Origin of the sequence: Rhodococcus sp. MH15, from assembly GCF_019266045.1 — a bacterium.
Lineage (GTDB): Bacteria > Actinomycetota > Actinomycetes > Mycobacteriales > Mycobacteriaceae > Rhodococcus_F > Rhodococcus_F qingshengii.
Genome location: NZ_LPNP01000071.1, coordinates 19,204 through 38,163, shown reverse-complemented (window position 1 = coordinate 38,163; position 18,960 = coordinate 19,204). Strand labels below are relative to the sequence as shown.

The 18,960-nt window shown below is 62.1% G+C and carries 14 protein-coding genes; 4 read left to right on the top strand and 10 right to left on the bottom strand.

Annotated elements, in window-relative coordinates; translation table 11 throughout:
* Position 1: 1 nt before the first annotated feature.
* Genes ATN37_RS19270 through ATN37_RS19255 form a run of 4 tightly spaced genes read right to left on the bottom strand, consistent with a single transcriptional unit; the run spans position 2 to position 4,383 of the window.
* Positions 2 to 919: an ABC transporter ATP-binding protein gene (locus ATN37_RS19270; protein WP_218695512.1), complete on the bottom strand. Its 918-nt coding sequence runs from the start codon at positions 917 to 919 to the stop codon at positions 2 to 4.
* The gene (locus tag ATN37_RS19265) at positions 916 to 1,737 is read right to left on the bottom strand and encodes an ABC transporter permease (protein ID WP_007734397.1); all 822 of its coding nucleotides are present in this window, start codon (positions 1,735 to 1,737) and stop codon (positions 916 to 918) included. The genes ATN37_RS19270 and ATN37_RS19265 overlap by 4 nt, the downstream gene beginning before the upstream one ends.
* Complete coding sequence (locus ATN37_RS19260) at positions 1,730 to 2,764, bottom strand: ABC transporter permease (RefSeq protein ID WP_007734398.1); 1,035 nt, start codon at positions 2,762 to 2,764, stop codon at positions 1,730 to 1,732. Before ATN37_RS19260 ends, ATN37_RS19265 begins: the two co-directional genes overlap by 8 nt.
* Entirely contained in the window at positions 2,761 to 4,383 is a 1,623-nt protein-coding gene (locus tag ATN37_RS19255; protein ID WP_218695511.1) for an ABC transporter substrate-binding protein, read from the bottom strand. The genes ATN37_RS19260 and ATN37_RS19255 overlap by 4 nt, the downstream gene beginning before the upstream one ends.
* A gap of 171 nt (positions 4,384 to 4,554) precedes the next feature.
* On the opposite strand from ATN37_RS19255, the gene purD reads away from it, so the two are divergent.
* Both purD and ATN37_RS19245 read left to right on the top strand, forming a co-directional pair.
* On the top strand, positions 4,555 to 5,811 hold the full coding sequence (purD, locus tag ATN37_RS19250; RefSeq protein WP_007734401.1) for a phosphoribosylamine--glycine ligase: 1,257 nt from the start codon (positions 4,555 to 4,557) through the stop codon (positions 5,809 to 5,811).
* A 242-nt stretch (positions 5,812 to 6,053) separates the two neighbouring features.
* Positions 6,054 to 7,622: a GMC oxidoreductase gene (locus tag ATN37_RS19245; protein ID WP_218695585.1), complete on the top strand. Its 1,569-nt coding sequence runs from the start codon at positions 6,054 to 6,056 to the stop codon at positions 7,620 to 7,622.
* 74 nt (positions 7,623 to 7,696) lie between these two features.
* Here the strand turns inward: ATN37_RS19245 and ATN37_RS19240 are convergent, their stop codons facing one another.
* Positions 7,697 to 8,209 carry a MarR family winged helix-turn-helix transcriptional regulator gene (locus ATN37_RS19240; protein ID WP_308125223.1) on the bottom strand — a complete coding sequence of 171 codons (513 nt, stop codon included), beginning with the start codon at positions 8,207 to 8,209 and terminating at the stop codon, positions 7,697 to 7,699.
* 42 nt (positions 8,210 to 8,251) lie between these two features.
* Here ATN37_RS19240 and ATN37_RS19235 point away from each other — a divergent pair, with 42 nt between their 5' ends.
* The gene (locus ATN37_RS19235; protein ID WP_256933398.1) at positions 8,252 to 9,334 is read left to right on the top strand and encodes an ABC transporter substrate-binding protein; all 1,083 of its coding nucleotides are present in this window, start codon (positions 8,252 to 8,254) and stop codon (positions 9,332 to 9,334) included.
* On the opposite strand, the gene ATN37_RS19230 is transcribed toward ATN37_RS19235, so the two are convergent.
* Entirely contained in the window at positions 9,270 to 10,103 is an 834-nt protein-coding gene (locus tag ATN37_RS19230; protein WP_230359515.1) for a phosphatase PAP2 family protein, read from the bottom strand. The two genes, ATN37_RS19235 and ATN37_RS19230, sit on opposite strands and share 65 nt — an antisense overlap.
* Before the next feature lie 117 nt (positions 10,104 to 10,220).
* Between ATN37_RS19230 and ATN37_RS19225 the strand changes: the two genes are divergently transcribed.
* Entirely contained in the window at positions 10,221 to 10,895 is a 675-nt protein-coding gene (locus ATN37_RS19225) for a response regulator transcription factor (protein ID WP_037132434.1), read from the top strand.
* A gap of 3 nt (positions 10,896 to 10,898) precedes the next feature.
* Here the strand turns inward: ATN37_RS19225 and ATN37_RS19220 are convergent, their stop codons facing one another.
* The 4 genes from ATN37_RS19220 to ATN37_RS19205 all read right to left on the bottom strand — a co-directional run bounded on the left by ATN37_RS19220 (position 10,899) and on the right by ATN37_RS19205 (position 18,826).
* Complete coding sequence (locus ATN37_RS19220) at positions 10,899 to 12,287, bottom strand: HAMP domain-containing sensor histidine kinase (protein ID WP_054188020.1); 1,389 nt, start codon at positions 12,285 to 12,287, stop codon at positions 10,899 to 10,901.
* Between the two features lie 87 nt (positions 12,288 to 12,374).
* Positions 12,375 to 13,790: a serine hydrolase gene (locus ATN37_RS19215; RefSeq protein ID WP_256933397.1), complete on the bottom strand. Its 1,416-nt coding sequence runs from the start codon at positions 13,788 to 13,790 to the stop codon at positions 12,375 to 12,377.
* Between the two features lie 2 nt (positions 13,791 to 13,792).
* Positions 13,793 to 17,161 carry a serine hydrolase gene (locus ATN37_RS19210; protein ID WP_218695510.1) on the bottom strand — a complete coding sequence of 1,123 codons (3,369 nt, stop codon included), beginning with the start codon at positions 17,159 to 17,161 and terminating at the stop codon, positions 13,793 to 13,795.
* 54 nt (positions 17,162 to 17,215) lie between these two features.
* A complete protein-coding gene (locus tag ATN37_RS19205) occupies positions 17,216 to 18,826 on the bottom strand; it encodes an ABC transporter substrate-binding protein (protein WP_218695509.1) in 1,611 nt (536 codons plus the stop codon).
* Between the last annotated feature and the right edge of the window lie 134 nt (positions 18,827 to 18,960).

Below are 18,960 nucleotides of genomic sequence, written 5' to 3'. Positions count from 1 at the left end.
GTCAGCCCACCTTCCGCAGCGTTCGGTACGTGCGGTCACCCAGTGTGACGAGTTCGGTCGGGCCACCGGATTGTTTCGACTCCGGGCGTCGTAGGTGATAGACGCACTCCTCGGGGAGATCGGTGAGTTGCGGTGGCGATCCCGGCATGGGAGTCAAACCTCTGGAAGGTAAGGCGCCGAGAAGGTCTCGGGTGTAATCGTGAAGCGGATCTTTGAACACCAGCGCGGCCGGACCGGTCTCCATGATGCGTGATGCGTACATGACGGCAAGTCGATCAGCGACACCGCTGCGGGTGAGGGATGCCAGGTCATGGGTGATGAGCAGGACCGCCGTTCCGGCGTCCGCGCACTCTCGAAGTAATCCCATGACGTGGTCGGTGAGTTCGCGGTCGAGGTTGGCGGTGGGTTCGTCTGCGACGATCACCGACGGATTCCCGGCCAGCGCACCGGCAATGGCCACGCGTTGCGCCATGCCGCCCGACAGTTCGTGCGGGTAGCAGTCCAGGGCCGACGGTTCGAGTCCGACGCGAAGTGCCAAGGCATCGCAAGTGTGATCGCTGCCGAGTGCGTCGATCGTCTCCTGTAGTTGCGATCGCGCAGTCCGGACGGGGGTGAGATGTGTTGCGGCGGATTGTGGAACGAGAGCCACGTGCCGCCCACGGAACGCGGCGCCGGAGAAGACGTCGATCTCGAGGTCCGGTGTTCCGACGGTGACCGTTCCGGTTCGAGAAGCATTCGGCGGCAACATGTTCATGACCGAGGTGGCGATGATCGACTTGCCACACCCCGATTCCCCGACAAGTGCGGTCACCGTGCCGGCTGGAACGTCGAGGTCGATGTCGCTCGCAGCGTGAACTACCGATCCTCCGAGTAGAGGGATCCTGACGGTGAGAGATTCGATGCGCAGGCCGTGGTTCACAGTCGCAACTCCGAAGGTCGAGGGGGCGTGAGCATCGACCGCAGGGCCGAACCGGCGACGGCAACTGCGACGGTGGCGATCACGAGAACTGCGGCGGGGAATGCCAGCGTCCACCAACCGCCGAGGAGTAGAGAACTGCGTGCCTCTTCGAGAAGCGTCCCGAGACTGGGCTTGTGCGGGGGAAGGCCGAATCCCAGGAAGGACAACGTCGATTCGTGCCAGACGGCGTGGGGCAGCAGGAGAACGACTGCGATCAAAGCCTGCGGCGCCGTCGCCGGCACGAGGTGGCGCATGATCACGTGACGTCGACTGGCTCCCGCGAGAATGGCGGCGTCGATGTAGGGACGCTCGCGCAGACTCAAGATCTCGGAGCGGATGATCCGGGCCACTTGGGTCCAGTGGGTCAGTGCGATCGAAAGCACGATGGCGGCAATGCTTCCACGGAACATCGCGACGATGACGATGCCGAGCAACAGGTGGGGGAGTGCGTTGACGGCATCGGTGCCGCGCATGACGAACCTGTCCACCCAGCCGCCGACCAGTCCGGCCGTAGTGCCGACGGCGACGCCGATCACCGTGGCGAGCAGCGCGCAGGCGAGTGCGATCAGAAGTGAGGTTCTGATGCCTGCAGCTATGCGCACGAATAGATCTCGGCCCGCCGAGTCAGTTCCGAACGGGTGATCGAACGACGGAGCCAGGCGAGCCGCCGAGAAGTCTGTGACTCGGTCGTCGACGTCGGCCAACCATGGGACCAACGCCGCGTACAGCGCCACGAGGATCAGCACGCCGACGGCGATCTTGAAGCGTCGTTCAGCCATCGGTACTCACTCTCGGGTCGAGTACTGCAACGAGGACGTCGGCAATCAGTGAGCCGAGCATGACCGTCAATGTCGTACCGACGGTGAGGAACGCGAGCAGTGCCATGTCGAGGTCACGGGCTGACGAGACGATGGCGCCGGCGATCCCTGGCCAACTGAAGACCTCTTCCACCAGCACTGCCCCGACTATCAGCTCGGGCAGTCGCACGCCGACGATGTTCACGAAAGGCGCCAGTGAGGTCGGCAGTATGTGGCGTTTCGTGATGGTCGGCGTCGGGATTCCGCGTGCTACGGCGCCCGCGACAAATCCCTCACTTTTCGAACCCACGACGGATTCTCGGACCGCGAGTAGGAGCCACGGCATCTGCGAGATGGAGAGGACCGTCACCGGTAGGACCAAGTGCCGGATCACCTGTCCCGGTGTGGGATCGGCACCCCCGTCGGTCAACCCGGCGACCGGGAGCCAGCCGAGAGTCAACGCGAAGAGCGCGATGGCACCCAGCGACAAGACAAACGGCGGAAGTCCTTGGACCACGACGCTCAGCCCGGACACGGTCTTGTCCAAGAATCCTCCACTGCGGATTCCGGCGAGAACACCGAGTGTCAGCGAGGCGAGAATCGCGATGAGGAGTGAGATACCGACCAGCAGCAGGGTCCATGGCAGACGCTCGGAGATAACTTGGGAAACAGGCTGATTGAACGATCTGGAGATCCCGAGATCACCGGTGAACACGCCCTGGAGCCAATTCCAGTACGTGCTGTACCAGGGGTTGTCGAAACCCATCTGATCGGCGATCAACGCTTTGTCCGCGTCGCTGGTCGTCATGTATCGCGTGCCCAGGTAGCCGACAAGTGGATCGAACGGTGAGATCGCGGCGGCGGCAAAGAGTCCCGCGGACACCACGGCGATCACCGGCACGATGAACAACGCCCGCCGACCGACCATCGTGAGGATGGCCTTTCGGCGGGAGTTGCCACGGTGGTCGAGCGATTGCCGCGCGTCTACCCGAACGTCGACCGCTGTCATTGCCCTCTGGCCCACGTCTGCAGTGACCACCACGGGCCCCAGGTCACACCGTGTGAGTGTGGCTCGAGTACAGGTCCGGAGATCTGCCAGTCGGAATCCTTCGAAACGTACGTATGGTCGAGGAATACGAGGATGACAAATCCGGGATCCTCGACGTACGCCTGCTGCACGTCGCGATACGCGGCGTCACGCGTTGCCTGATCCAGGCTGCGGCGTCCTACTTCCAAGCCTGCGTCGACTGCTGGATTGGAGTAGTCGCTGGCGTTGTCGTAGATGCTGCCGACCCCGGGCGCTATGTACTTCGAGTTCAGCGCGTCGTACGCCTGCGTGTCTGGATCGAAAGGTTCGTCTCCACCACCGAGAAGCGTCGAATCCTGGTTGATTCGAGGGTCTATGCGGTCCCAGGAGAGCGCTTCGAGATCCACTTCGATGCCGACAGCGAGAGCATCGGAGGCAAATGCCTGAGCGAGATCACGTCGAACGGTGTCGACGGAGTTGTACATGATCGTGAACTGCGCCCGCTGACCGTCTTTCGAACGGATTCCGTCGGCACCTTCGATCCAGCCCGCTTCGGTGAGAATTCGCTCGGCCTCGGCCGGGTCGTAGGCGAAGGTTGCGTTCGGGTTGTACGAATCGCCGTAGACCTCGGGGATCGGAGTGGCGGCGACGCGGCCGTGTCCGCCCAGGACGTTGTCGATCATCGACTGGCGATCGGCGGCGAGGTTGAGCGCCATCCGTACGGCTTTGTCGCCTGCCACGGGATTGTTCGTCGGAAGTGAGAGACCGCGCCAGTCCGCTGACTGATGGGCAGTCACCGACATGTTGTCTTTGCCCGAGAACGTATTGGCAAGCAGTGGAGGGAGGTTGGTTCCGTCGATCTCGCCCGACACCATACGTTGGGCGCGGGTGTTGTCGTCCGGAACGTAGAGGAGAGTGAGCTTCTTGATCTCCGGTGCACCGTCCCAGTAGTTCTCGTTCGCCTCGAAGACCGCTCGATCCGGTGAGAGATCGACGAGTGTGTACGGACCCGTACCGACAGGCGCGGTGTTCAACGGCGATTCGGCGGCCAGTCCGGATGTCGCGAGGGATTCCGACGGGACCATGCCGATCAGCATCTTCGTCAGCAGGGGCGCATACGAGTAGGCGAGACGAAACTCGACTGTGCTGTCGTCGACGGCCACGACGTCGCTGATCATGTCGTACGACGAACGCGCTTCGGAGGCGGAAGCGGGATCGAGGATCGCCTTGTACGTGGCAACCACGTCGGCGGCGTCGAAGGTCGATCCGTCGGAGAAGGTGACCCCGTCGCGGAGTTTGACCGTCCAGACCGTCGCGTCGGCGTTGGCAGTGGGCATCTCCGCGGCCAGAGACGGCTCGAAGCCCGGCATGCCGGTCCCTCCGGTGAGTCGGACGAGGCCGTCGTACATCTTGGCCTCACCGGCAGCGCCGAAGCCTGCGACCGGGTTGTAGCCGCCCAGCTCGTAGCCGTCGGCCAAGACCAGGCCGTCGTTGTTGCCCGAGGAGTCGGTGCCAGTCGGGCTACTGCACGACGTGATCAGAAGTGCGCCGATTGCGGCGGTTGCGGTGAGCGTCAGAACGCCTGGTTTGTGGAGTTTCACGGGTGTCCTTTCCTTGGTGGACAGGTGTACGAAAACATCTGTTCACCTATTCAGGTATTCATATGATCTCATCTCGAAACGGATATTTCGCACAAAGGCCGAACGCTGGGACCTTGGCCCCGCCAGTGGCACTCCGAGAGCCCTGTTATCGCAGGCCGTAGTCTGTTCACCGTGCGCGTACTAGTAATCGGCTCCGGAGCCCGTGAACATGCCCTCCTTCTCTCTCTTGCTCGCGATCCAGGTGTCACGGCCCTGATCTGCGCGCCTGGCAATGCCGGGATCGCAAAAATCGCCGAGCAGCACCCCATCGACGTCGCTTCGGGTGACGCGGTTACCGCGCTGGCCCAGAAGGTCGAAGCCGACCTCGTCGTCATCGGACCCGAGGTTCCGCTGGTCCTCGGTGTCGCAGACGCGGTGCGCGCAGCAGGTATCGCCTGCTTCGGGCCTTCGGCCGACGCCGCCCGCATCGAGGGATCGAAGGCTTTCGCCAAGGACGTGATGGCTGTCGCCGGCGTCAAGACCGCTCACAGTGAGATCGTCGACAATCCGGCCAAGCTCGACGAAGCACTCGACCGCTTCGGTCCCAACTGGGTGGTCAAGGACGACGGATTGGCCGCGGGTAAGGGCGTAGTCGTCACGACGGATCGTCTCGCCGCGCGCGATCATGCCGCAGAACTGCTCGAGACCGGACACCCGGTTCTCCTCGAGTCCTTCCTCGACGGTCCGGAAGTTTCGCTCTTCTGCCTCGTCGATGGCGAAACCGTGATCCCGCTGCTCCCGGCTCAGGACCACAAGCGAGTAGGCGACGGAGACTCCGGACCCAACACCGGCGGCATGGGCGCGTACACCCCATTGCCGTGGCTGCCCGACGAGATGGTCACGCAGATCGTCGACGACGTCGTCAAGCCCGTCGCTGCCGAGTTGGTCGCGCGCGGTAGCAGTTTCTCCGGCCTTCTCTACGCCGGTCTGGCGATCGGTGTCGACGGCCCGGCCGTCGTCGAATTCAACTGCCGGTTCGGTGACCCCGAAACTCAGGCCGTGCTTGCTCTCCTCGAAACGCCGCTGGGCGGTCTACTCAATGCAGCCTCGACCGGAACACTCGATTCGGTCGGTCCGTTGCAGTGGCGCGACGGTTCCGCTGTCACGGTCGTGATTGCCGCGGAGAACTACCCGTCAACCCCACGCACCGGCGACGTGATCACCGGAGCCGACGCCGACGGAGTCCTGCACGCCGGTACCAAGAAGCGTGAAGACGGTGCCGTCGTCTCGGCCGGCGGGCGTGTGCTGAGTGTTGTCGGAGTGGGCAAGGATCTGACCGAAGCTCGCGACGACGCCTACGCAAAGATCGCCGACGTCAAGCTTCCCGGCGGTCATTTCCGCAAGGACATCGGACTCGGCGCCGTCGAAGGTCGCATCTCAATTCCCTGACTCGTTCTTTCGGAGGGCCGGTGAACTTTCTGTTCATCGGCCCTTTTCATGGAAAATCAACGGTTCCTCGAAGTTACCCACGAGTATGGACTTCTCGTTCGGTTTCTCCCGGTATATCTCAGCGCGGGGGTCACGGAAAGAGAAGGGCACACTTGAGCATTCGCGCTGAATCCAACGAACGGCACGCACGTACCAATTCCACGCTCTCGCGTAGAAACTTCTTGGCAGCAACAGGATTAGCTGTGGGGGCCGCCGCACTCTCGTCCTCGTGGACCACGGCGGCCGCTGCGCCCAGACGAGCATTGAACGACGGTGACCGTGTCCCCGCGCTCGTGATCGGCAGTGGATACGGCGGTGCCGTTGCGGCACTTCGCCTGACACAGGCCGGTATCGACACGCACATGGTCGAGATGGGGAAGTCGTGGACCACACCAGGGTCCGACGGCAAGATCTTCTGCCCGATGCTCTCGCCCGACGGTCGGTCCTTCTGGCTCAGAGACCGTACAGTTCAACCGGTTTCACACTTCTCCGGCGGCTCGGTGGACAAGAACATCAGCCGCTACGTCGGTGTTCTCGACGCCGAGGACTTCGGCGGGATCAAGGTCTACCAGGGCCGAGGGGTCGGCGGTGGGTCGCTGGTCAACGGCGGTATGGCCGTCACACCCAAGCGTAACTACTTCGAAGAGATCCTGCCCGGTGTCGATTCCAACGAGATGTACTCGACGTATTTCCCGCGCGCGAACGCTGCGCTCGGAGTCAACAACATCGACCCGGCCTGGTTCGAATCGACCGAGTACTACAAGTTCGCGCGGACGGGGCGAAAGACCGCTGAGAGATCCGGTTACACAACAATGTTCGTGCCGAATGTCTACGACTTCAACTACATGAAGCAGGAAGCTGCCGGCCAGGTCACCAAGTCTGCTCTGGTCAGTGAGGTCATCTACGGCAACAATGCCGGAAAGAAATCTCTGGACAAGACGTACCTCGCTGCGGCATCCGCCACCGGCAAGCTCACCATTTCAGCTCTGCACGTCGTGACCTCGGTTGCCCCGGCCGCGACCGGCGGTGGCTATCAAGTGGTGATGAACCAGATCAACGAGCAGGGCAATACCGTCGGCACCAAGACAGTGACGGCGGACAAGGTCTTCTTCGCGGCCGGCAGTATCGGGACCAGCAAGCTCCTGGTCGCGATGAAAGCGCAAGGGCAGCTGGCGAATTTGCCGGGTGCAGTTGGACAGGAATGGGGTCACAACGGCAACGTGATGGTGGGCCGCGCCAATCACATGTGGGACGCCACCGGTGCGAAGCAGTCCGCGATCCCCGTGATGGGTATCGACAACTGGGCCGACACATCCGCTCCCGTCTTTGCGGAAATCGCACCCTTCCCGGCCGGTACCGAACTGTGGGTCAGCCTGTACTTGGCGATTGCCAAGAATCCGCAACGTGCTCAGTTCCAATTCAACTCGGCAACAGGCAAAGTCGGATTGAACTGGCAGCGCTCGCAGAACCAGCCGTCGATCGACATGGCGAAGAAGCTCTTCGACAAGATCAACAAGAAGGAAGGCACGATCTACCGGACCGACCTCTTCGGCCCGACGCAGACGTGGGGCGATCAGTTGACGTACCACCCCCTCGGCGGTTGTGTGCTCGGCAAGGCGACCGACGGCTACGGTCGTCTGCCGGAGTACCCGGGTCTGTACGTCATGGACGGATCCCTCGTACCGGGCAATGTGGGAGTCAATCCGTTCGTCACCATCACCGCTCTGGCCGAACGGAATATCGAGAACATCATTGCGAACGACATGAACTAGGGCGGTAACTCGTCAGCAGGTGCGGTGCGGTGCGGCAGGTGCTGCACCGCACCGCTTCTGTATGTCCCGGAGTGTCACCGCGGTGCGTGATCTCGCAATGATCGATTGACTCGGTCGAGGATACCGACGGCAGTGGTCAATGTGTCGAGGTCGCCCTCGTCGAGGGCCGCCAATTCTTCGGCGAGAACGCCGATGCGTAGTTCGGATCGACGGTCTCGTCGCGCGCTTCGCTCGTCCTTCACGAAAAGTGTGCTCACTCGGCCGTCCGTGGGATCGGGTCGCCGCTCGATCAGGTCTTTGTCGGAGAGGATGCGCACCAGCGTGCTGACGGTGTTCGGGCGTCTGGAGAGGCGATCGGCCACGGCCCCGATGCGAGTGCCCGGATGGTGTGCGACATCGTGAAGTGCTTCGGATTGTGCCTCTGGCAGAGTCGCGTCGGTACCCGACGTATCCATGTATTCCCGCAGCGCTCGACGCAATTCGAACGCCGCAGCGATGAGTGATCTCGATGCTTCTTCCGCGGTGGGCACGCGATCGGAGTAGCGATCGACCTCGTGTGATCCACGCCCTGGAACTGTATCTGACACAGATATAGTTTACAGTTCTTCAAAGGGTAGGGTCACCTAACCATGACGGAAGATGAAGCTGTCATGCTTCACGACGTACGGGACACGATCATGAATTTTCGACAGAAGTCACGCAGTGTAATGCTGATCGGCGCACTGACATTGGTGGCAGCTCTCAGTGGCTGCTCGAGCGAGGACGCCTCGCCCACAGATGCCGAGATCAGTGCGTCAGCTCCGGCGGACTCTGCGTTTGTCGCTCCGCGAGAAGTCCCGGTTGGAATGGGGAGCGGAAAGTCGGACGGCGAGTTCCCTCGTACCGTCTCACACTTCAAAGGGGACACCACGATCGAATCGCAGCCCGAAAAGGTTGTTGTCATCTCGACCGGGCAAGCAGATGCACTCCTGTCGCTCGGTGTCGTGCCCGCAGGTTCGACGCGTGGTGACGGTGCGGACCTGGTGCCTCCGTACTTGTTGTCTGCGTACCCCGAATTCCGTACTCAGCTAAGTGATGTCGTTGACGCAGGTGGACGCTTCACACCGAATTTCGAAGCGATCGTCACGCTCGATCCTGACCTGATCTTGATGAATGTTGCAGGAAAGGACGCTGATTCGCTGTACGACCAGCTTTCCGCCATCGCACCCACGGTGGCAACACAGGGAACCGGCGTCTACTGGAAGCAGGACTTCCTGCTGGTTGCCGACGGGGTAGGTAAGACGCAGCAGGCGACGGCACTGCTGGATACCTTCAATACCGATGCCGCGGCCCTCGGTGCTTCCCTCTCGTCGCCGCCGACGGTGTCGTTCACGCGCCAGAACGGAAATCGTCTGCGCATCTTCGGTATTCCTTCGTTCACCGGCAGTATCGCCGAGGATGCCGGCTTGACCCGTCCGCAGTCGCAGCAGTTCGACGACACTTCCCGAGACATCAGTGAAGAAGAGTTGAACGTGGCGGACGCCGACTGGATCTTCTACGGCGTGCAGGGCGGGGACCCGGCGACATTGACGAACGCGCCGTTGTGGGCGCAGTTACGTGGTGTGGTCGCCAACCACGCCGTCGCTGTTGACGATGACGTCTTTTACCTCAATACCGGGCCGACTGCGGCTCGTGAAGTGCTGAAGGTTCTGCAGAGCGCATTGCAGCAGTAGTCGATTCAGCTTGGTTGTGAGTGCTGACGAACCGGAAGACGGCTCCGCCCACGGTGACGGCAAGCGTCGCGAGAATGGCCCCGGCGATGACGTCGGTGAGCCAGTGAACTCCCAAATACAGGCGAGTCAGGGCTACGACGATTGTGACTGTCACGGCGAGGAGCATCAGCAGTCTCTTGACGGCGGGTGTGCGGTGCGCGCTCAGAACGAGGACGACGATGCCGAACAGTGCAGCGGTCCCGGTGACGTGACCAGACGGGAACGAGTGGCCGGTCTCGAGAAGAACCTGGATGTTGGTCGGCGGACGTTCGCGACCGACGAGCGCTTTGATTACCGTGCTGGCGACCGCCGCCCCGCCAACGGTTCCGATCACGATCAAGCCCGGAACGACCGAACGCGCTCGCCATGAGATGAGCACTCCGCTGGTGATCCCGAGTAGCGCGGTGGCGACCGGGCTACCGAGATCTGTGACGGCGACCGCGATCTGGTTCAGGGCGCCGCTCCGATGATCGACCATCCAGTCGGTCACCGGCCCGTCGAAGCTCGTCAACCACCCGCTTCCATACACCTGGATCGACAGCGTCACCAGTGCAAGCACGAGTCCGCACGTGCGAAGGGCTGTAGACCGAACGCTGGAAGCTCGGTAGATCGAACCGAACGCGAACAGAGCTGCGGCCACCACGATTGCGGCAACCGCGATCTCTGCGGTGGTGCTCTCGGTCAGGACTTCGGTGACCACGTTTCGCACGGTCGACACAGTTGCAGGCATGAATGCAGTGTGACGAGCCGAAGCTGAAGAAACGCTGAACGGAACTCGGCTCTGGGTCTACCGTCTGCTCTACTGGGTGCATCCGAACAACTGCGTGGCGACGAAACGGGGCCGGTGGTGCGAGTACTGGTGGTCGAAGACGAAGTGCGCTTGGCCGAGACGATCCGGCGGGGATTGGTGGCCGAGGGATTCGTGACCGCCGTCGAACTCAACGGTGACGACGGATTCGCGACTGCGTGCAGTGACGAATTCGACGTGATCGTTCTCGACATCATGTTGCCGGGCAAACACGGGTACGACATCGTGCGGGATCTACGCGCCCGGGAGATCTGGACGCCGATCCTCATGCTCTCGGCAAAGGACGGCGAATACGACCTGGCTGATGCATTCGATCTCGGCGCCGACGACTACCTGGTCAAGCCATTCTCGTTTGTCGTGCTTCTCGCTCGGCTGCGCGCACTGGTGCGTCGCGGCGCTCCACAACGTCCGGCGATACTCTCCGTTGGAGACCTGTCCCTCGACCCGGCCAAACATCAGGTGAGCAGAGCGGGAATCGAATTGACCCTGACGCCAAGGGAGTACAGCGTTCTCGAATTCTTGATGCGCAACAATGGTGTGGTGGTCACGAAGACCGAGATCGTTCGCTCTGTCTGGGACACCAACTACGAAGGTGACGAGAACATCGTCGAGGTGTATATCGGTTACCTTCGTAAGAAGCTCGACCTCCCGTTCGGAACTCAGAGCATCGAAACGGTCCGAGGCGTCGGGTACCGCTTTGTCGGCACTGCCTGATCGTCAGTCGTTCGGTACCGGAATCGTCACCTCGAATCGACTTCCACCGCCCGCCCTCTCGCTGACGGAAATGGTTCCGTGGTGCGCCGCAACTATTTCCGACGCGATGGCGAGTCCAAGTCCGGACCCGCCTCCCTGCCTCGACCGCGGCTGGTCCAGGCGGACGAAGCGTCCGAAGATTCGTTCGCGTTCTGCTGCAGGGATTCCGGGCCCGTCGTCCTCGATCACGATGTGGGCTTCGTTTCCGGCTTCGGAGCACTCGAGATACACGAGGGTCTCCGCATGCCGCACTGCATTGTCCACGAGGTTTCGCACCATCCGCGTCAATGCTCTCGGGTCTCCGGAGACCCGAACCGGAGCCACGGCAGCGGCGACCGTAACTGCGGAGATACCGTCGATCCTTTTCTGCTCGGCGAACAAGATGTCATCGAGGTCGACGTCGACGACGATGCCGAACTTTTCGAGTTCGCTTTCGTCAGAGCGCGCGAGAATCAACAGGTCTTCGATCAACTGCCGCATCCGGCGCGCCTCGGGAAGTAGTGCGTCTTCGATCAGCGCGTCGTCGAGGAGATCCGGGCGTCGGTGTGCCAGTTCGAGGGCCGTCGTGATCGTGGACAGCGGACTGCGTAACTCGTGTGAGGCATCGCTGACAAATCGTTGCTGGGCCAGCGCACCTTCGTCGAGGCGCGCCAGCATGTCGTTCATTGTTGTTGCCAGTCGGGCTATCTCGTCGTTCCCTGACGGGACAGGCACTCGTTCACCTTGACGCCCACTCGAAATCGATGCTACCCGAGCGCGGATGCGTTCGACGGGAGCGAGGGCCGAACCGACGAGGCGGTAGGTGGCAAACGCTGCCAGCCCCAGGACCAGAGGTCCGACGATGGCCAGCAGAACGGCAACGGTCGTCACCACGGTTTCAACCGGTTCGCGGTCGGCGCCGACGAAGACGGTGACTGGTCCGGTCGCCGTCTGAGCGCCTCGCCCGATCAGCCAGTAGTCCTCGTCGTCGGACTTCTTGACCCTTCCGAGAGCGTCCGACTCGTCAGGGCCGAGAAAACGTTCGGACAGGAGGTCGCTGTCGGTTCCAGGTGATTGGGCGACTATTCGGTGATCGGCGTCGACGATCTGCACGATTCCGATCTGACTGTCTGTGGACAGAAGCGAAGGGTCGAGATCGGCCGGGTTTTTTCCGTTGAGCTGCTGGACCAATTGCGTGGCGCGAGCGTCGGAGCTGTTCAGCGCGGACAGATGCAGGGAGTTTGCCAGCACGAAAACCAGTGCAAGCCCGGCGATCACCAGGCAGAAGGCGATCACGAGTGTCGAAGCCACGGTCGAACGGGCACGCACGCTCCACCGGGAGGGGTGCAGAATCGACTCGCCGATGAAGTTCATGGCGTCCAGTCTGTACCTTCTCGGCTGTGCATTTACGAAGACGGGTGACGCGGTCCCGTAATCGGACCGCGTCACCCGTCTAGAGGATCAGGCCACTCGCTTGGCGGTGCGGCCGCCGAATTCGAGCATCACGGCGCGACCGGTGTCGTCGGTGACGAAGCGTCCCAACGCCCGGGTGGTGTCGGCGCGCGCAGCGAAGTCACGGTCGTTGAGGAAGGCGATCGGGATTGCCGGCGGCCAGACGATGTCCTCGTATTCACCGAGATCCTGCGCGCTGCCCATCCGGATGCCGATTCCCTCGTCACCGGGGGCGACGGTCATCGTCAGTGAGCCGGCCTGATACTTGCCCAGGACTGCGTCGACGGCAGCGGGTTCGGGCTCGACCACGTCGAGGGATGCCGGCGTGGGTAGTTCAGTGAGGTTGGCCATGCACCAGTCGACGATCTTCTTGCCGATTCCGCCGCCGAGGGCGTTGGTCAGCACGGTGACGGCGAAGTTCTTCTCGGGCACTGTCATGAACTCGGAGACCTGGAGGTTGCTCACGTTTCCGCCATGCCGCACTACCTGTGTGGTTCCGTATCGAGTCAACAGCCATCCCAGGCCGACTTCCTCGAACATCATCGCGGCGGGACGCTGCGGCTTCTGCATCAACAACCGGGTGGACTCGTCGAGCGGCTGTCCTTCGCCGGGGTGTTCGCCAGACAGTGCGTAACGTGCCCAGACGAGTTGGTCTCGCACCGAGGACCACATTCCGCCGCAAGGGATCATGCCGCGGTCCAGCCCGGTTTCGTTGGACACGAACGGCACACCGTCGCGGATGTAGTGACCGAGTGCGAACCGGTGGGTCATCACGTCCCAGGGCAGGAAGGCCGAGTTCTTCATGTCGAGGGGGTCGAGCACGCGCTGCTTGACCAGCTCTTCGAAGGTCAATCCGCTGATCTTGGCCACGACATGTCCGGCGAGAACGAATCCGGAGTTGCTGTAGGAGAAGACTTCTCCGACGGGAAATTCTTGTCGCAGTTCGTTCAGCCGTGAAACCGAGCGTCCCAGGGCGTCTTCGCCCCAGCCTGCCGAGAGGCCCGCGTCGCCGGTGAATCCGCCGGTGTGGGTGAGGAGATGACGCATCGTGACTGTGCGCGTGGCTGTTTCGTCGGCGAAGGTCAGGTCGGGGACGTACTCGACCAACGGGGTGTCGAGATCGAGTAGGCCGTCCTCGACGAGTGCCATCGCGGCTGTTGCGGCGAACACCTTTGTGGTGGAGCCGATCATGAACATCGTCTTGTCGGTGACCGGGAGTTGGGTTTCGACGCTCTCGATGCCACTGGTGACGACGATGTCCTTGTCGCCGTGAACGATGCCGACCGAGACGCCGGGGATGTTTGCCTCGACCCTCCACTGATCGACGAGTTCTTGAAGCTGTTCTTGCATCTTTGATTCCTCGAGTTCGCTGGCGTTCTGTGTTTCGGCGTTCTGTGTTTCCGTCATCGTATGTGTATCGGTCATCGTCACGCGTTAACCCGTGGTAGGAAGCGGAATCCGACGTACACTCCGTCTCGGTGCGGCCGTACCGTCGTCCAACCCGCGGCCCCGGGTTGACGGGTGGTCCAGGTCCCCGGGATCTGCGACGGTACGAGAGTGGCTACCGTTGCAGGCTTCTTCGGAGCTGTCTCGTCTTCCTCGGGATTCGGGATTACGTCGCCGATGACGGTGATCACGGCCTCGTCAGCGGACTCTCCACGACGGAACTCGATTGCTATTCCGCCCGAGCTGTACTTTCCCAGAACCGAATCCGGAATCGACTCCACACTCGCGGGGTTCGGGGCGAGGGCTTGCGGAGGTTCGAGTCCGACCAACGCGGCCGCGGCTTCGGTGAAGAGATCACGGTAGAGGCCGTCGGCCTTGCCGCCGCTGGTCAGCAGTGCGATCGCGACATTGTGGCGGGGGAAGATGCGCAGATACGCGTGCTGGCCGATGGTGCTGCCGTCGTGCCCGAAAATCTCTTCGCCCGACCAGGTTTCGTGGAACCAGCCCAAGCCCCAACCCGACTTGTCCGGGAACAGTTCGCTGATGTCGATTTCGGGTGTGCGCATCGCGGCGGCTGACTTTTCCGACACGATCCGTACGCCGTCGACGCTCTGTCCTTCGAGAAGACCGAGTTCCGCGAACGTGAGTAGATCTCCGATGCTGGCAGTGATGCAACCCGCGGGCCCCATCGAGCGCGTGATCGGCCAGACGGGCATCACGACGGAGTTCCCCGTATGACCCGCTGCCACAGAGTATCTCGGTGTATCTCCGGTCAACGTGAGTGTGTGCGCGAGGCCGAGCGGATCGATGATCCGCTCCTTGAGGATGTCGTCCCAGATGCCGCCGCGAAGAACCTCGACGATACGAGCTGCAAGGACGTACGCGGAGTTCGAGTACGCGAAGCCGTCCTCGAGTGGATGAACCTGACGGAAGTCACGCAGGCCCTCGACGTAGCGTTCGACGACGTCGTCGCCGCGACCCTTGTCGATGAACAGGTCACCGTCGATTCCGTTGCGATGGTTCAGAAGTGCGCGAACCGTGATGCGGGCAGCTGTTTCCTCGTCCTGCAGTGCGAAATCGGGCAGAATCGACCGGACGGTCGCGTCCAGGTCGAGCAAGCCTTCGTCGACAAGCTGCATGACCAGCATCGCGGTCCATACCTTGGTGATGGATCCGATCTGGAACAGGGAGTCGGTGGATACCTCGACCCCGGTGTCTGCATTGATCACGCCGGAAGCCACCGTCGTACGGGTGATTTCCTTGCCGTTGGAATCGAGTGTGAGAATACCGAATTGAGCACCGGTGACGCCGTAACGCTCACACAGTACGTCCAGCGAACGCTTCCACGCGTCGGCTCCGGCAGACGCGTTGGCCAGGCCGGTCTTGGGCAGCTTCGCGGAGGTGTATCGCTTGACCCATTCGATGAGTCGTGTGCTGTAGTCGATTCGGTGCGAGATCGAGCCGTTGACGAGGAACCCGTGGCTTGCACCGGGATACGCCACCAGACGGGTGGGTACGTGCTGCTGGCGCAGTGCGGCGAACCAGGCCTCGGCTTGACCCAGCGGGCACCGCTCGTCCGACTTTCCGTGCAGGATCAGCGTCGGGGTCACCACGTTCTTCACGGCGGCGAGCGGTGAGGTTGCCAGGAGCCCCGCGGAGTTCTCGGGAACAGTCGTGCCGGTGGCGAGTGACGCGAGGTGCGGACCGAAATCGCAGACTCCGGCCATGGCGTTGAAATCGCAGATCAGCCCGCCGGCAACCGCAGCGGCAAAACGATCCGTCGCGGACGTCAGGTGACACGTACTGTATCCGCCGTAGCTGTACCCGGTGATCGCCAGACGGTCCCCGTCGACAAGTCCCTCGGCGACAAGCGCGTCGATCGGCTCGAGGAAGTCGGCTTGGTCGGAGGTACCCCAGGCGCCGTTGACGGCGTACATGAAGTCTGCGCCGTACCCGTCCGACCCACGTGGATTGAGGGTCAGGATGCGCCAACCCTGGGCGGCGAGAACCTGGTGGGCGGGGTGATAGGTATCTGCAACGCCGGTCCACGCGTTGTGCGGTCCGCCGTGAATGTCGAGCAGAAGGGGTGCGGCACCACTGGTTTCGGGAGCGGACAGCAACCAACCATGCACGGTGCGGCCGTCGGAGATGGTGAACTCGCGTTCCTCGGCGGCAAACAGTGTCACCTCGGGGAGTGCTTCTGCGGTGAATTTCGTCAGCGTGGTGACCGCGCCGCTGTCGAGATCGACGAGTGCGACCTCGCCGAAGGACTGCTGCGTGGTGACGATGACGGAGGCGACGCGGGCGTCACGGGCAACGGAGAGCGCCGAGACGACCTCGTTGGGATTGGCGACGAGGGATCGAGAGGTGCCGGTTTCGATGTCGGCCGCGTACAGATGCGTCCATCCACGATCGCGTAGGCAGAACACGATTTCGTCGCGAGTATTCGACAGTGCCGGTGTGCCGCCGGGGTAACCGGGTGCACCGGGCATCACGTTGCGATCGAGATGAGCTGTGAGGGTGACGTCGACCGGTGTCTCGGTTGGGCCGGGGACGGACAGCCGGATCAGGTCTGCAGTTCCGACACGGACCTCGGGAGTGCCGATGGCGACGACCGAATCTCCCTGCGGATGCCACAGTGTGGAGCCCTGCACTCCGGTGGCATGACCGAGTCGCTGCGGGGGAACCGACAGATCGTCGACGAGGATGCGGTAAGCGCTGAACGTGAGGTTCAGATCGCTGTCCGGTTCGAGATTCGCGGTGAAGGCAAGGGCCGTGCCGTCGGGCGACCAGGACGGAACGTCGGCATTCCAATCACCGTCGGTGAGCCGTCGAACTGCCTTCGTCTCCAGATCGACGGTGTGAAGGTGGCGACGGAAGGTGCCGAGCCAACCGGCACCGTCCACCTTGTATCCGAGTCGGTCGGTGACGATGGGAGCATTCGGATCGGCGGAGTCCGAGCGTGAGACCACAGCGGCGAACGCGATGGCATTTCCGTCCGGGCTCCAGGCTGCTGCACCGGCGCCGAGGGGGAGTGATGCTGATGTGGTGAGAGTTTCGGCCTCGCCACCGGCGAGCGGGATCAGGTGCAGCTGCGCGGAGTCGCCGACCTTACGCAGGAAGGCAATCGAGGTTCCGTCCGGAGAGAACCGAGGGGCAGAATCGGCGGGCCCTGCGGTGAGGCGGTGAGCCTGGGAATCGCGGGACACCGCCCAGAGCGATGTAGTTGCCTTTCCGGCAACAATTTCCGAGCGAACGAAGACGACCACGGTGCCGTCGGGAGAGATTGAGGTCTCAGTTGGTGTGACCACACGGTGGAGGTCGTCGAGAACAAATGGACGGTCAGTCATGTAGATCCTTCGAATCGGAGAAATAGATGCAGACGTAAAGCTTTGTCTTCCGGCTTATTTCAGAACGCGAATGCCAGGGCCGGCCAGGGTGCCGCCAACTGGTGCATACAGGGCCGTTGCGCCGTTGAAGAACATGAAGTTCGGCGACGTGGACACCGGAATGACGTCGGACGAGGTGAACAGTGCTTGTTCCGCTTCCTTCCACACCGAGCAGGATTCCTGCCCGGGCAGAACCGAGGCCTTCGCCGCCAGTTCGGCGTACTTTTGATTGTCGATCGATGCGAAGTTGACACCCGACGGTGGGGTGGGGCCGGCGAAGTACGGAACGAAGATGCTGGGGGTATCGCTCTGGACGGTCAGTCCGATCGAGATCGACCATGACGTAAGGTCTTTCGCTGCGAATGTGTTGGAAATGATGAAGTTGTTGTCACCACCACGAAGCTCCACCTTCGCGCCGAGCTCCTGCCACTGCTTCATCGCGTATTCTGCTGCTGCAGAGGTGGTGTCGCGGTAGTTGGCAAAGATGACCGTCAATTGCAGCGCTTGACCGTCCTTGGTCAGGACACCGTCGGATCCGGGTTTCCAACCGGCGTCCGCAAGAGTCTTTTTCGCAGCGGCCATGTCGAACTTCGGAACTACACCGGTGACGCTGTCGAAGTCACACGCCCGCGGATCGACTACTGCCAGTGCCGTAGCTCGTGAGCCTTTGCCACCGGTGTTGATGTCCGTGTAATCGTCGAGATCGATCGCTTGCACGAGTGCGGTGCGTACGGCTTCGTCCTTGGTGGGGAGAGCCGCATTGTGGTTGAAGATGAACTGTCCGCTCAGGGTGTTGGACGTCATCGACTCGAGGCCTGAAGCTTCCACACGTTCGATATCCGCGCCGGCAACCGGGGCCGCGTTGACCGTTCCGGTGAGGACGAGATTCGCCGTCGTCGCGGCGTCGGTCACGACCTTGATCGTGACCGTCTTGGGCACTCCGAGCGTGTCCGACGTGGTTTCGCCGTTCGGCCCCCAGTTGTATCCGTCGCGGCGTTCGAGCGTGACGTGATCGTTGGCCACTACTTCGGTGATCTTGAACAGTCCGGTTCCGTTGCTGCTGCCTCGAACACTGGCAGGGTCGTCGAGGGCTGCCTGGCACGCCATCTTGAGACCGCCGATGCGCTCGAGGAGGAAGGGCGCGGGTTCCGTTGTCTTGATCGTGAGCTCGTCACCATCAGCGGTTGCTACCGCAGTTTCGGGTACGGATGCTCCCAACCACGGCGAGCCGTTGGTCGTGTCGACGACCCAGTTGATGTTGTTTGCCGCTGTCTGGGCAGTGAAGGTCGTGCCGTCTTCACACGTGATCCCCTTTTTGAGGGTGAAGTTCAGCGAAGTTCCGTTCTCGCTCCATTTTTCGGCCAGATACGAGCCCGCTGCGCGGGTTTTGGGGTCGATGGCCAACAACGAGTCGTTCGTATAGCTGTTGATCGCCTGCGTGGCAGTCAGATTGGTGATCAGGGGATGAAGGTTGCCGGGATCGGTGTTCACGATCGTGGTGAAACTGCCGTCCTTCGCGTAGTCGCCGGAAGAATTGCCGCCAGGATCAGAGGTGCTTCCGCACGAGGCAACCGTGAGAACGCCGATCGTGACCAGAGCCGCAGTGGGCACTGAGCGAGCTTTCATCTGATGCACCTTTTGATCGAAGGAAGTCGTTGATCAATGTTGCGCGAGGGACGTGGCCCAGGTCTCGTTGAATCGACTCATGCTGAGCGCCTGAATCTGTCGGATCGTCACAATGGGTGGCCGTCGTTTCTTGC